General features: G+C 48.9%; 14 protein-coding genes. 1 reads left to right on the top strand and 13 read right to left on the bottom strand.

Going from position 1 to position 13,630, the window contains the following annotated elements; genetic code table 11:
* Positions 1-63 precede the first annotated feature (63 nt).
* From EDM55_RS10835 to EDM55_RS10785, 11 genes are all read right to left on the bottom strand, one after another.
* A complete protein-coding gene (locus tag EDM55_RS10835; RefSeq protein ID WP_092269807.1) occupies positions 64-285 on the bottom strand; it encodes a hypothetical protein in 222 nt (73 codons plus the stop codon).
* A complete protein-coding gene (locus tag EDM55_RS10830) occupies positions 278-808 on the bottom strand; it encodes a DUF4432 family protein (RefSeq protein WP_170184303.1) in 531 nt (176 codons plus the stop codon). The genes EDM55_RS10835 and EDM55_RS10830 overlap by 8 nt, the downstream gene beginning before the upstream one ends.
* A gap of 66 nt (positions 809-874) precedes the next feature.
* Positions 875-1,894 (bottom strand): ABC transporter permease, encoded by a 1,020-nt coding sequence (locus tag EDM55_RS10825; RefSeq protein ID WP_092269811.1) that lies wholly within the window; start codon positions 1,892-1,894, stop codon positions 875-877.
* Positions 1,869-3,377, bottom strand: a complete 1,509-nt coding sequence (locus EDM55_RS10820; protein ID WP_092269814.1) for a sugar ABC transporter ATP-binding protein — start codon at positions 3,375-3,377, stop codon at positions 1,869-1,871. Before EDM55_RS10820 ends, EDM55_RS10825 begins: the two co-directional genes overlap by 26 nt.
* Before the next feature lie 97 nt (positions 3,378-3,474).
* Positions 3,475-4,533, bottom strand: a complete 1,059-nt coding sequence (locus EDM55_RS10815; protein ID WP_092269816.1) for a substrate-binding domain-containing protein — start codon at positions 4,531-4,533, stop codon at positions 3,475-3,477.
* 105 nt (positions 4,534-4,638) lie between these two features.
* A complete protein-coding gene (locus EDM55_RS10810) occupies positions 4,639-5,175 on the bottom strand; it encodes a D-lyxose/D-mannose family sugar isomerase (RefSeq protein WP_092269819.1) in 537 nt (178 codons plus the stop codon).
* A gap of 21 nt (positions 5,176-5,196) precedes the next feature.
* Positions 5,197-5,961, bottom strand: coding sequence for a DeoR/GlpR family DNA-binding transcription regulator (locus EDM55_RS10805; RefSeq protein WP_122960334.1), 765 nt, complete (start codon positions 5,959-5,961; stop codon positions 5,197-5,199).
* Between the two features lie 73 nt (positions 5,962-6,034).
* Complete coding sequence (locus tag EDM55_RS10800; protein ID WP_122960333.1) at positions 6,035-7,237, bottom strand: carbohydrate kinase family protein; 1,203 nt, start codon at positions 7,235-7,237, stop codon at positions 6,035-6,037.
* Between the two features lie 14 nt (positions 7,238-7,251).
* A complete protein-coding gene (locus EDM55_RS10795) occupies positions 7,252-8,400 on the bottom strand; it encodes a Gfo/Idh/MocA family protein (protein WP_122960332.1) in 1,149 nt (382 codons plus the stop codon).
* 2 nt (positions 8,401-8,402) lie between these two features.
* Positions 8,403-9,245 (bottom strand): class I fructose-bisphosphate aldolase, encoded by an 843-nt coding sequence (locus EDM55_RS10790; RefSeq protein WP_122960331.1) that lies wholly within the window; start codon positions 9,243-9,245, stop codon positions 8,403-8,405.
* Positions 9,246-9,713: 468 nt separating this feature from the next.
* Positions 9,714-10,913, bottom strand: coding sequence for an ATP-binding protein (locus EDM55_RS10785; RefSeq protein ID WP_246070813.1), 1,200 nt, complete (start codon positions 10,911-10,913; stop codon positions 9,714-9,716).
* 349 nt (positions 10,914-11,262) lie between these two features.
* Here EDM55_RS10785 and EDM55_RS10780 point away from each other — a divergent pair, with 349 nt between their 5' ends.
* Positions 11,263-12,189 (top strand): aldo/keto reductase, encoded by a 927-nt coding sequence (locus tag EDM55_RS10780; RefSeq protein ID WP_174769249.1) that lies wholly within the window; start codon positions 11,263-11,265, stop codon positions 12,187-12,189.
* 66 nt (positions 12,190-12,255) lie between these two features.
* Here the strand turns inward: EDM55_RS10780 and EDM55_RS10775 are convergent, their stop codons facing one another.
* Together EDM55_RS10775 and EDM55_RS10770 are read right to left on the bottom strand one after the other, a co-directional pair.
* Positions 12,256-12,579: a hypothetical protein gene (locus tag EDM55_RS10775; protein WP_092269836.1), complete on the bottom strand. Its 324-nt coding sequence runs from the start codon at positions 12,577-12,579 to the stop codon at positions 12,256-12,258.
* Positions 12,566-13,540, bottom strand: a complete 975-nt coding sequence (locus tag EDM55_RS10770; protein ID WP_122960329.1) for a sugar-binding transcriptional regulator — start codon at positions 13,538-13,540, stop codon at positions 12,566-12,568. The genes EDM55_RS10775 and EDM55_RS10770 overlap by 14 nt, the downstream gene beginning before the upstream one ends.
* Positions 13,541-13,630: the final 90 nt, after the last annotated feature.

Genomic DNA, 13,630 nt, shown 5'->3' with positions numbered 1-13,630 from the left:
CACTTTTCTCCAGCAGCGGAAAAAGCGAAGATAAAATTAGTATAGAAGCTAGCATACAATCATTCAATCTCCGCAATCTCTATGCCCTGTGTTGTTCCTTCTCCCTTCGAAAACCGTGAGCTTCAATGAAAAGCATTTGGACTGTGCTGGCTCGATGCGCATCGCCACTCCTTTTTCTATCGAGTCTAGCAAGCCTTCCTCTGAAAACGTACTGCAAGGCTCCACTCCCATGACGTAGCAGCGCCCGTAAAACGGGTAGTCTTTGAGTCCCTGAAATTCAAGCAATATGCTGCCCCCACTCGCAGTCCATGGCTTCCCTACCCAGGTTTGTGATCTTCTCTTCGATCGTCAGAGTCGCCGTGTTCGACTCCAGCTGCAGTACCCGCTCCAGACGAAAGGGAGATCTCGTTAAATCGGTACAAAATCGTACACGCAGCTTTTCGCCTGTTTTCTCAACCTGATACTTCCAGGGCACCATGCTTGCTTCTCCATGAAAGCCGTACAGTGCGCCTTTATAGTGGCATTCAATCCCCGCATTCGGAAACATGAGCTGCCAGCCTCCATGATAGGCATCCAGCCATCGCTGCTTGGAGCCCTCGCTGTGAAGCCTGCTCATTCCCGGCGCGCTCACACCCCAAGGGGCTTTCCACAAAAGCTCCAGATTTTCGCGTTTTTTGTACTGAATGCTGTGTATATCCGCTCCCTTCGCTGGCAGGACAACTACCCGCAGCAGCGGGGTATGCATCTCGATAGCGATCATTCCGTTTTCCAGTTTGCTTTCCTTGACGATGCACAGATTGTTAGGCATTGCCATCTGCCCCCCTTTTTCCTACTGAAAAAAACAGCCCAAGAAAAGAATCGGGCTGCTTCCATTCTAACGGGCACGCTTTTTCTGAAATTGGATAGCCGTAATGAGAACAGCAATGAGAATCAACAGTCCTCGAACGATGTATTGCACGTATTCGTTAATATTTAATAGCACCATGGCGTTGATCAGTACCCCGAGAAAAATCAGCCCGATAAAGGTGCCCCACACCTTGCCAATTCCACCCATCAAGCTGGTTCCCCCGATAATAACGGCCGCAATGACTAGCATCTCCCACCCTTTTCCAAAGTTGAATGATCCAGACATCACTTGCGATGACACGAGGATTCCGCTCAAGGCTGCACAAAGCTGAACGGCAACCATGCAAATGATCTTCACCCGGGTAACATGGATTCCAGAGAGACGTGCGGACTCGGGATTGCCTCCGACGGCATACACCTCACGCCCAAATTTCGTATGGTTCATGATGACAAAAACGACAGCGAAGACCAAGAGCAGAATGATCGCCGGGATTGGTATCGACCAAATCTTCCCCGAGCCAATCACGCTGTACCAGGATGGAAGCGTCGTAACGGGAAACCCTTTTGATACAACAGCAGCCAGTCCGTAGATAACATTGAGCATCGCGAGGGTGATGATAAACGAAGGCAGCTTGTATTTTGTCAGTATCCATCCGTTAAAAAGTCCTAGCAAGCCGGCTGCGAAAAAAGCGACAACGATTCCTACGAGGGCTGCTTGATCGATTCCCATCCAGCCTGCTTCGGACAACCATCCGCTCACCAAACCGACAATCACCCCTGTTAAAGCAACCGTCGAGCCAATCGACAAATCAATCTCGCCTGCAATAATCACCATCGTCATGCCAAACGCGATGCATCCCTGCAGGGCCATGTTCCTCAGGATGTTCAGCAGATTATCCGTCGTGAGAAAGCCAGGAGAAGCGAAGGTCATCGACAGAATAATCACGAGGAGGATGATCTCCAGCACGTATTTGTTGACGATTTTGCTCCATAGGGCTGCTTGGCCCTGCTTCGTAGTATGGTTAACCTCGATCGGGGTCGATTTCACGTTCCTCGCCTCCCATACTCAGCGCATACACATCTTCCATCCGCAGCTCTTCCGGTTCGTATTCTCCCACAATCTGTCCATCGCGCAGGATCAAAATGCGGTGACACACCTCCAGCAGCTCCTCCAGCTCGGATGAAACGATGATGCTGGACACACCTTTGCGCGACTGATCCCAAATGATTTGAAAGATTTGTTGCTTGGCGTTCACATCGATACCTCGGGTCGGCTCGTCAAAGAAAATGACGCGGGGGTTGCTATTCAACCAGTTTCCCACGACCACTTTCTGCTGATTGCCACCCGATAAAGAAGAGATCGGATGCTCGATGTCGGTCACCTTGATTTGCAGATCAGTCAGTTGACGATCGACAAGCTGGAGTTCCTTTTGACGATCCAGAAAAAGACCTTTTCGGATCTGGTCGAAATTGGCAAGACATAGATTTTCACGGATGGAATGGATTTGAATCAAGCCTTCTTGTTTTCTGTCCTCCGGGGTCAGGGCAAACCCCCTTTTTTTCATTTTTTCAGGAGTAGGGGCAGGAATGCACTCCCCTTGATACATAATCTCTCCGCTGTCAAAACGCTCTGCGCCAAAGATGGATTTTAACAGCTCTGTACGCCCTGAGCCGAGCATCCCAGCAATTCCGAGAATTTCTCCTTCATGCAGCTGAAAGGAAATGTCTTTCCATTTGTTTTTTCGGGTTAATCCTTTTACCTCCAGGACAATCCGTTCCGATCGGCGTAAATCACTCGGACGCGTCCGAATTTCCACATCGCCAAACATCATGCTGATCAGCTCACGCCGGGATAGCTTTGCCATAGGTGCTGTACCAATCAACTGGCCCTCTCGCAATACCGTGCAGCTGTCCGCTATTTCCCATAGCTCGTGCAAGCGATGCGAAACGTAGATGATAATCACGTCCTGCTTTTTTAATTCGCGGATCATCGCAAAGAGCGCTTCTACCTCGTTCTTCGCCAAGGCTGAGGTGGGTTCATCCAACTGCAGCACCTTTGGCCGAAAGCTCATCGCCTTTACGATTTCGATCATCTGCGCTTGCCCGACACTTAAGTTGTAGACCATTTCGTCTGCGGGTATATCAACGCGCAGCTCTTGCATTAGCTCCTTTGCCTTCGCATACGTTTGCTTCCAGTTGACGAGTGGACCACGCATGGGGGTTCGGCCAAGCAGAATATTTTCCGCTACGGACATCCCGGGAACGAGGCTTAGCTCCTGATACACGGTAGCAATTCCTTTGGCAAATGCTTGACTCGGGTCTGTGAACTTCAAGGGAGTGCCATCGAGCACGACCTCGCCGCTGGTCGGCTGGACAGCTCCCGAAAAGATTTTGAGCAGAGTGGACTTTCCAGAGCCATTTTTCCCGAGCAGCGCATGCACCTTGCCACTTTCAAAGGAAGCGGATACTTGCTGCAAGGCAACCGTGCCAGGGTATATTTTGGTTATGCTTCTCGTCTCCAATCTCGTCACATGGGGCCACCACCATTCCCTTGCAAAAATAGAAAGCGGGCCCTGCAGAATCGGGAAGAGGCATACTGCAGGAACCCTGGAAATGCGAACCGAACACCTATTTCCCCATCTTTGCTTTCAGGTCTGCTTCAAATTTGGCGATGCCATCTGGATTGGAGCGGCTGAGCAAGATTCCGTCTACAATCTCGGTCTTCCCTTTGCTCGCACTGACGTCTTCTCCCTTTACTTGCTTGATCAAAAGCTCCATTGCCTTGTAGCCCATGGTGTATGGATCTTGACCGGTTATCGCCTGCAGGATGTCGTCATCTGCTTTCAGCATAAAGATTAGCTGGTCGCTGGCATCGGTGCCAAAGACTTTGATCTTCCCTGCTTTTCCAGCATTCTTAACGGCCATGACCGCACCGATCGTCCCGCCTTCATTTGCGGCCCAGATGATGTCGACATCTGGATGAGCGGTCAGTACGTCACCTGTCACAGCTACTGCTTTATCCTGGATCCATGCGTCCTGATCGGCCACAATCTCGACGTCCGGATTTTCCTTTTTTACTTCTTCCACAAACCCCGTATAGCGTGCCGCACTTTGCTCAGGGAGTAGCGACTTGTATTGGATGATCGCAATCTTCGCTTTGCCGCCCAATTTTTCTTTGATATAGGCAGCTGCTGCTTTGCCTGTAATCTGCCCGATGTTCTGATTGTCGGATGTAAAACCACCAACAATGAATGGGGCATTGCTCAAGGAAATATTCGTGACCGCTACCTTCACCCCTTGCTCATCTGCCCGCTGCAATGCCGCTATGGAGGACTCCTGATTCAATGGGGCAATTGCAATTCCGTTCACCTTTTGAGCAACGTAAGTATTGATCAGCTCTGCCTCTTTTCCTTGATCGTTTCCTGTATTGCTCGTCAAAATTTTCACTCCGGCAGCTTTGGCAGCATCCTCATACCCAATGGAGAGCAGCTTCATGAATTGGTCTTCCTGAAAAACGACACCCGCAACAGTCAACTCCCCTCCGCCCGATGAGCCTGATGAGCCAGATGCTCCACTTCCAGCACTGCCACTGCCATTCCCGCCAGCAGGTGTACTACTGCATGCGGCGAGCATAACCGTCAGGAGTGTTGAGACACCAATCAGAAGCGATTTCCTCCACTGCTTCATTGCCGATTACCCCTTTCCATTTGTAAGGAATCTGACAAAGCGAAAGTAAGCGCTTACTAAAACACCTCAGCTGCTGTTTTGGGAATTTTCCGTCAAAACGGCGCCTTACGTATTGATACCTTCCAATCGATTTACTCCTGGGTCAGTAAACACATCGAACTCATCCCGGCTCGTACTGGAAAATTCGGAAACGATTGCCCCTTCGTCGCTCGCCTGAAACCAGTGCTTCGTATGCGGGGGAATCGTGTATTGCTCGCCTGGCCTCAAAACGATTTCGTGTCTGGCTGTGTAAAAGGCTTCTTTTCCTGCGGGAGGAATGCCTTGAATGTTTGGCGTTTCCTCCCCTTCCACGTACAGATAGACAGTTCCCCAACGGCAGCGAAACGTTTCCATTTTCCCATCTTCGCCATTTACTGGTGGATGCAGATGCTCCGGGCACGTTTGTCTTGGGAAAAGCACCAGCTCCTTGGCGCAGTAACGATCAGTATTGATGTACGTAAACAGCTGCAGCCCTTCGATCTCAAGATGCCCCAATCCCATATCCGCAATCTCGATTTGTTTCTGCTCTTCTTCTGTCAGCAATAATCCCGCTTTGTGTAAAAGCTCTACCGTGCGCTGCTTTACTTCTTCACGATTGGCCATGGACAAAAACCTCCCTGAAATTTAGACGAGAACGAGCTTCGGACTTTCTTTTTCCTGGAACTCGCGCTGGTACTCCTCTTTTACTTGCTTGGTCGAAATCACGGCATCGACGTGCTCCCATCCAGCGAATCTGTTGAAGGCTGTTTGTTCAAATTTTGTATGATCCGCGACTACATAGACGTGACGGGTCACGGTCATCATTGTACGTTTGACTTCTCCTTCGACCATGTTGGAATTCATGAGACCGCGCTGCTGGGAAAGCCCGCTGCAGCCAATAAAGGCGTGATCCACCTGCAGCTGCCGTAAAAACTGAACGGTTGTGGGGCCGACCAGCGATTGCGTGGAATGACGTACATCGCCTCCCGTCATAATGACCTGCAGATTCACATTTTGCGACAGCAAAGAAGCAATATTAATCGCATTAGTAATGACCGTGATGTTTTTTTGAGCGAGCAGACCTCTAGCGATTTCGAGAGTGGTCGAGCCTGCATCCAGCAGCACAGACTGCCCCTCCTGAACGAGGGAAACCGCCTTTTCGGCAATTCTCTCCTTTTCCGGCTTGTGCGAATCCTCGCGAATGGAAAGCAGGATGTCTTCTTCCAAATCTTCGGTGTAAACGACGCCGCCATGAACCCGCTTAAAGGTGCCCAGTTTTTCCAGCTGCACCAAGTCGCGGCGAACAGTCATATCCGATACCCGAAAATGCTCGATCAATTGTTGAACCGTAACGTTTTTCTGTTTCTCGATAAACTCTTTCATCTGTATTTGTCTCGTGCTGTTCAGCATGATTTTCCCCCTCGAAAGCGAAAGCACTTGCCTCGATTCATTCAATTCCACAAACAAACATTTTCAAACAACATTAAACGCGCGATCGATCCTTGGGTCCGATCCATACCGTTGCCGCCTCCTGCCACTCCCAGCAGGCTGGAGCCTGTCGCAGAGGAAGTCGATCGCCCCTCTCACGTACCCGCACGGATACTTGCTCCCACGGAACCACGCCGCTTGTAGCATCGATCGCTTCCACACAAAAAGCACCGACGGCAACGGCATGATTCATCGCGCTCTTTGGTGAAAGCCCTTTGAGCAAACCCGCCAAAAATCCAGCGATGGTGCAATCTCCTGCACCTGTCGTTCCTTTTACATTTGTTTCAAAGCAAGGTGCCCACAGCTGCCTTTCGGACCAGCTTTCCACGTCACCAATCAGTCCTGCCCCTATTTCTAATAGCCGCTTTTTGGAGCCTGTTTGCAAATACAAACCGGATTCTCCCAGCTTGATGACAACCATTCCACATCCCATACCAAGCAGCTCTTCCGCAAGCTCGCCAATCACTTCTTCTCCGACGAGAGACAACATTCCGTCCTGGCCCGTCCGAAGCTGCAGCTCATCATAGAAAGGGCGCTTCAGCATAAACAGGATTTCCTCCAAGCTGGGCAAGAAAATATCTACATGCGGCAAGGTTTTGCGCAGCACGCCTACCCAGTCGATGCTCCCAGATTCTGCATCCGGGTCAGGCATCGCCATGTCCAAAGAAGTGGCTACCCCTAAACCTTTTACTCTTTCCATGAGCTGCGCAAGATTATGCCCTTCACGTTCACGAATTCGTTTCATTTGTGGCGGATAGCCAAAATGGAACAGCTTTGCTCGCTCGACCTGTTCGGTTTTGATGTCCTCAACAGCAAATGTATCATTGGCGCCAGGACAATGCAGAAAGATGCGATCAACACCAGGAATGCTCAAGACGATGGAGTAAGAGGTGTGCTGTCCCTCTTCTACGATCATGGTCTCAGCCAAACGAGGATCCACTCTCTTCAAGGAATCAAGGAGAATCCTGCCGAATTCATCATTGCCCACCTTGCCCATGAGACTCGTCGATATCCCCAAACGATGCAGGGCAACCCCCGTATTGGCAACGGCTCCGCCTGTTGCGATCGTCGCAGCTCCTACCTCGATCAGCTTGCCTGGCAAGAAAAATTGCTTTAGTAATTTCCCTTCCTGGATGGAAGGGATGACATCCAGACAAACAAGTCCAGCGACTACGACTTCCGGTATATTAGGGGTCATTTCGTTACCACTCCTTATTCCAGGTTGACAATCACACCCTTCCGATGGGATTCCAAAGCAGCTGAAAATAACTGATGGGTAAAAGCAGCTTCTTGTGGAGTGGCACATGTGAAGGGCTGGTGCATATTTGGGCCATTTACGACTTCATCGCAAAACGCTGCCCACATCTGCAAAATCGCATCGGAAAAGCCAAATTCAAAAATATTTCCGGTAATCGTCGGGTATGCAGAAGCATAGGGCAAATCTTCCGTGCGCCAAGCCTGCTCTCCTCCGGGCCGATAAAGCATCGTACGTAATTCTTTCGGATTTTTGGTACTGAATTCGACGGAGCCTTCCATCCCAAGCACACGTATGAACCAGGTATTGTTATGACCTGGAGCAATGCGCTTCATCGATAGACTCATGGGGAAAGCATGTGAATCCGCTTTCACCTCGCAAAGCAAGGTAGCGTTGTCCCACGTCTCACAAGGGACCAGACTGCCGTCTGCTTCTGGCCTTTGCTCCACCAGATTACTTAGGATCGCTCGCACATTTCGCGGCTTCCACCCTAGACGCAGCGGTAAGTGCAGGACGTGCATCCCCAGATCCCCCATGCAGCCGTATTCGCCATTCGTAGCGATCCGGCGCTTCCAGTTGATCGGCTTTTGCGGATTCAAGTCGCTGCTATGTAAAAATCCTGCTTCCACCTCGATGACTTTCCCCACGTTTCCTTTTCGCACAAAATCATAGACCTTCAAGCCCCCTGGAAAAAAAGGCAGCTCAGAGGAGCAGCGCACCACCACATCTGGACGCTCCGAGATGGCTTCCTGCACTTGCTCATTTGCTACCCGATCGATACCAAACGGTTTTTCGCCCAGCAAATGCTTGCCTGCCCGAATAATCGCTGTGTATAGCTCTGCGTGCAAGTGATGGGGAACCGCACAGTAGATGGCATCGATTTCTGCCAGCGAAAGCAGCTCCCGGTAATGCTTTGTCACATGACGAATGCTGGGGAAATGGGAAGTGAACCACATTGCAGCAGCCAGATTGGCGTCACAAACAGCGACGATCTGCGGCTCGGCTTCCGTATCCAAAAGATGACACCAGCGCGAAACGGCACTGGCAAACTCCTTGCCCATCAAACCGCATCCGATGACTCCGAATCTCACCTTCTTTTTTGACATCGTCAGCGATTCTCCTCTTTCAAGATTTGCAGCGCGTGCTCGACAGTCGCTCCTTCATGAACAATTGCCATGAAGGCCCGGGTTATTTCCCTTGGTTTCGGATGTTGGACGACATTTCGCCCATAAACAATTCCGGATGCACCTTGTTGCATGAGCTGAAAGGTCCTTGTGAGAATCTCCTCCTCCGACGCTTTTCCGCCTCCACGTACCAAGACAGGAATTCCAGAAGCGGCTTCAATCACCCGATGATACTCCGTGATGTCATCGCAGGGATCTGCTTTGATGATGTCTGCCCCCAGTTCTACCGCCTGTCGCACAAGCGGGATAATTTTCTCGATGTTCCCGTCCACCATATAACCACCGCCCTGCTCATTTGGCAGCATGACCAACGGTTCAACCATCAGCGGCATCCCGTATTTTTCACAGGCGGGTTTGATTGCACAGACGTTCTGGATACATTGATGATAAACCTCAGGCTGGTTCGGAATAAAGAACACATTGACCACGACACAAGCAGCATCCAGCGAGAGAGCCTGCTCCACCGGATTTCGAATCATCTCGCTGAACAAATGTCTTGGCAGCTCTTTTCCGTAAACATTGGCAACATCAGTACGCAAAACAAGGGACGGTTTTTGTCTGCCGGAAACTCGCTGCAAATACTTCGCCTGACCGACGCTGAGCTGAATCGCATCCGGATCGGCCGCCACGACCGTCTTTACAGCGCGCTCCATCGACTCGATCCCGGACAGAAAAGCATACTCATTGAAAAAGCCGTGATCCATGGCCACATCAAAGCATTTTCCATCAGCAGCAAAGAGCCGGTTGAGCCGGGCAGAAGGCGACATCTCCATCACTCCATTAACGGAATATTTTCGTTTGTAAGATATATGCCTATCATAGACAGGAGATAACTGGAAATCAACATAATTATCACAAACAAACATTAACAAACAAACAACTTGTTTATCGCTAAGGAATGTCGTTCACTCTGTTCACTTCTACTACAATTTCACCCGCTGCCTTCTAGCCTCGATACTTCGGCATACGATGTTAGCACGGTGAGATGGGAGGTACGACTATTGGGTATCAAAAGGACGATGGAGTGTTTCCATCATTTTGTTATGTGCCTATCGATCGCGATCGAGCTTTTGATTGATTTTTAGCTCATTCGCTTTTCCTATTTTTCGCACAGTCATTTGTTTACATAATAAATGTTATGTTGTCCGAATGGCCTTACCCGCACCCTGTTGACCTAGTCATGCTTAAAACGCAAAAAGAAAAAGCTTCATCCGCGATTGGACGAAGCTTTGTTATTAAGCAGATTCCGAGCTGCTTGGAAATATGAGCTTGTACTCGGTTCCTTTCCCAGGCTCACTGGTGATTTCAATCTTGCCGTTCATTTTTTTGATGATCCCAAATGAGACCATTGTCCCCAGACCTGTCCCTTTTTCCTTGGTGGAATAATACGGTGTTCCCAGTCTCTTGATCTGTTCCGCAGTCATCCCAATCCCTGTATCGTTCAGATTGATGATGATATGATCATTCTTTTTGCTTGCCTTTATCTCCAGCATTCCCCCATCACGGAGGGCCTCGATCGCATTTTTCCCAATATTGATTAAAGCTTGACGGAATTTGTAGCGATCCCCGATGATCTGGAGCACTTGATCTTCAGGAAGCACTTTGTGAATTTGGATATTGTTGTAATTGGCATACGTGATCAGTAGATTCGATAAATAGGTGATCTCTTCGTGTACGCTGATGGCTTCAATCGATTCCGGATCTGGCTTTGCCAAGGATAAATAATCACTGATGATGAGCTGCGCACGATCCAGTTCTTCCAAACAAATTCTTTGATAGAACTGCTTCTTTTGCTTGTCCACATCATCGGCAGCGAGCAATTGGATAAAGCCTCTTACGGTTGTCAGCGGGTTGCGGATCTCATGGGCGACCGAAGCCGCCATGTCACTGACGATTTTGGTTTTTTCGCTTTTAATGACCTCTTCTTGCATATAAAAGTACGATTGCAAAAACTCTATGGCATACACGCAAACGCCAATAATGACCGCTTGCAGGATATAGGTATTCAGGGTTGCGAGCGGATACTGCAATACTTGCTGCAAGCTCCCTTGCGTGATGAAAAAATACGTCGAAAATGTAGTGAGCTTTATCGCCGTACACAACAGAATCGCGACGGCAATTTTTTGATACAGCTTTTGATAAGGATAGTTTTTGTACAGCAAAAGAACAAAGGCGAAGCTCGGCAGTATGGATACTGCATAAAGAAAATTGTTGGGATTGCCTAACAAAAATCGATAAATGAGTAAGGTCAAGTAGAGCAGAATAGAGACGACGGGCCCACCGTATAGAGAAGCGATCGCCAAGGGAACCGACCGAAAATCATACGTGACTTCATTTACTTTTACCGGAAACGACATGCTCAGCAGCAAGGCTGTTGCGAAGAGGACATAAAATAGTAACCGGTGATAAAATACGTTGCTTCTGTTTTTATACAGATAGGGATAGAAGACAAGCGGGGAAAAAATGATAAAAATATTGAGTAAAAAATCCTTGAGGTAAACGAACGCCGGCCCCTCCCTTTTCGTAACGAGAAGTATATACCCTCTTCATACACATTTTAACATTTATGAAAAAATGTGCACAGAGTTAATTGTGCCAACAAAATTGGCGTGACTTTGTCGTTGAAATCGTGATTTGTTCCTATCGTAGCATGTCTTCTCTTTCGCACTCTGTCAAGTCTATTTTCCATTCGGAGCTCCATTGTCATTCCATCTATTGCTGACTGAATCGTCTGCTTGGTACAATCTATTCGATACATACTTAGGCGTATGGAGGGGTGTAAGCGTGAAATTCTTTCCTTTGAGTGACACGAATCTCGAGGTTTCTTCACTCGTGTTGGGCTGCATGCGGCTCAAGCAGCTGTCGATATCTGAAGCAGAGTCATTGATACGATCTGCGATTGAGCAAGGAATCAACTTCTTTGACCACGCCGATATTTATGGCCATGGCGTATGCGAAGAGATCTTTGCGGAAGCTCTCCAAATGAATCCCAGCATACGCGAAACCATGATCCTGCAAAGCAAATGCGGCATCCGCTCCAAAGAAAACTACTACGATTTGTCAAAAGAGCATATTCTCCGATCCGTAGACGGAATTTTGAAGCGACTTCAAACCGATTACCTGGATATACTCCTTCTCCATCGTCCGGACCCGCTTGTAGAGCCTGATGAGGTTGCCGAAGCCTTTGATCAGCTGCATAGCCAAGGCAAGGTGAAGTACTTTGGCGTGTCCAACCATACACCGGCACAAATCGAGCTGCTCCAGCGCTCGCTTCCGCACAAGCTGATCGTCAACCAAATCCAGCTAAGTATTGCCCATACACCCGTGATCGACTCTGGTGTTTCGTTCAATATGAAGGTCGATCAGTCCATCAATCGTGATAGCAGCATCGTGGACTACTGCCGCTTGAACAACATCACCCTTCAGGCATGGTCACCTTTTCAGCATGGATTTTTTAAAGGGCCTTTTCTTGGAGATACCACCAACTTCCCTGAATTAAACCAAATCATTGACACCATTGCAAAAAAATATGAAGTGACCAATACAGCGATCGCCACCGCCTGGATCGAACGTCATCCGGCAAACATTCAAGTGATCCTCGGCACGACGAAGCCGGAGCGCCTGCTCGACGCTTGCAAAAGCTCGGGGGTAACACTGACGCGGGAAGAATGGTACCAAATCTACAAATCCGCTGGAAATATCGTGCCGTAGCTGTCCCGTTCTCCAAAAAAAGAAACGAAGGCCGGATCAGCCGACCTTCGTTCTTTTGTGCGTTCTTCAAATCTTCCGTTTGTATTTCAGTATATCCTTGATTTCTTTGTAGGTGCGAAATGGTTTGCTCATCACACGATAAGGGAGTGAAAACAGGAAGTGAGGTAAGTTATCCCCTGCCTCATTTTTAAACCGCTTCGGCTTGCTGAAGACACGCTCCATGTAGTTTAAGTACAGCTCTCTTTGAATGTCCGCCCCGCGCGAATCCGATAGGGAGCATACTTCGCAGCGAATTTCATACAAAATGTTGTCGACATACGTCACTTCATGGATGGTATCGTCCATGCATTTGATACAGAACAACGAAGCCTTCATCTTATCCTCTTTCACTTATACTCACCCCCTTGGCCTTCTCCAGTAATCGCTCTGCCAAATATTCATCTATGATCAACTTGTCGAAATAGTTGCCTTGCAAACCTGCCCAAACTGCCGCAAGCTTTTTCGTGCCTGAGACAACACCTACAACCGTCGGGATATGTTTGAGATCTGCAAGCTCGATTCCGATGACCCGGTTATTCAAATTGTTATCGATCGGCTCTCCTGTCTTGTCAAAGAAACGGGAGCTAATGTCCCCCACTGCTTCGCCATCCCGCAATTGCCGGATGTCTTCTTCTTTCAGATAGCCCATCTCTGCCATGGTGGATTCGTATGGATTTCCGATCCCAACTATGGCCAGCTCGACACGGCGCGCTTCCTCCTGAATGGAGCGTATGTCCGGCGAGTCTACCAACTGCTTTTTCAGCTCGATGGAGTCCGCGATGGCTGGTGCGTAAAGAAACTCACAGGTTCCTCCCAGCTTTTTAGAGAACTCGTAAGCAAGCTGGTTGGAGTGAATTTCAATGCGGTGCCGACCGATTCCCCCTACTAGAGGGTATACTTTCATTTTATGATGTCTCTCAAATGGATATTCATTGACCAGATGGTATAGCGTCGTTCCCCAGGAGATACCGATCCGCCGTTTGTTGCGGATCCACTTCGGAAGGTACTGTGCTGCTGCTTTCGCTACCTGCTGCTTGATGATTACTTCATTTGTAGAGCCTTGAGCGGGTACGACAATGACCTCATCCATCTTCAAGGCTGCTTCCAGCTCTTGCTCCAGCTCAACCATGCTTACAGTCTCGTCCCGAATGTAGATTTCTACGACTCCTGTATCTTTGGCACGCTGCAGCATTTTGGAAATTACCGGCCGGGAAACTCCGATTTTTTTGGCGATTTCCGCCTGTGTGAGTCCATTGACGTAGTACATTTTGGCGATGCGTACCAGTTCGCGTTTTTCTGTCCAGTTATCCATATGTATCCCTCATTAAAAACGTTACTATACTCTTCTTCCTTACATATTATAACAGATTTCCCCTGTTTTTTAGAAAGAAAAGAGGAAGAC

Origin of the sequence: Brevibacillus centrosporus, assembly GCF_003710815.1 — a bacterium.
Classification (GTDB): domain Bacteria; phylum Bacillota; class Bacilli; order Brevibacillales; family Brevibacillaceae; genus Brevibacillus; species Brevibacillus centrosporus.
This window is presented reverse-complemented; position numbering and strand designations above follow the sequence as displayed.

Coding starts and splice junctions, on each gene's coding strand:
- EDM55_RS10830 (WP_170184303.1), bottom strand. CDS start 808: ATGCCTAACAATCTGTGCATCGTCAAGGAAAGCAAACTGGAAAACGGA.
- EDM55_RS10815 (WP_092269816.1), bottom strand. CDS start 4,533: ATGAAGCAGTGGAGGAAATCGCTTCTGATTGGTGTCTCAACACTCCTG.
- EDM55_RS10810 (WP_092269819.1), bottom strand. CDS start 5,175: ATGGCCAATCGTGAAGAAGTAAAGCAGCGCACGGTAGAGCTTTTACAC.
- EDM55_RS10805 (WP_122960334.1), bottom strand. CDS start 5,961: ATGCTGAACAGCACGAGACAAATACAGATGAAAGAGTTTATCGAGAAA.
- EDM55_RS10800 (WP_122960333.1), bottom strand. CDS start 7,237: ATGACCCCTAATATACCGGAAGTCGTAGTCGCTGGACTTGTTTGTCTG.
- EDM55_RS10795 (WP_122960332.1), bottom strand. CDS start 8,400: ATGTCAAAAAAGAAGGTGAGATTCGGAGTCATCGGATGCGGTTTGATG.
- EDM55_RS10790 (WP_122960331.1), bottom strand. CDS start 9,245: ATGTCGCCTTCTGCCCGGCTCAACCGGCTCTTTGCTGCTGATGGAAAA.
- EDM55_RS10770 (WP_122960329.1), bottom strand. CDS start 13,540: ATGGATAACTGGACAGAAAAACGCGAACTGGTACGCATCGCCAAAATG.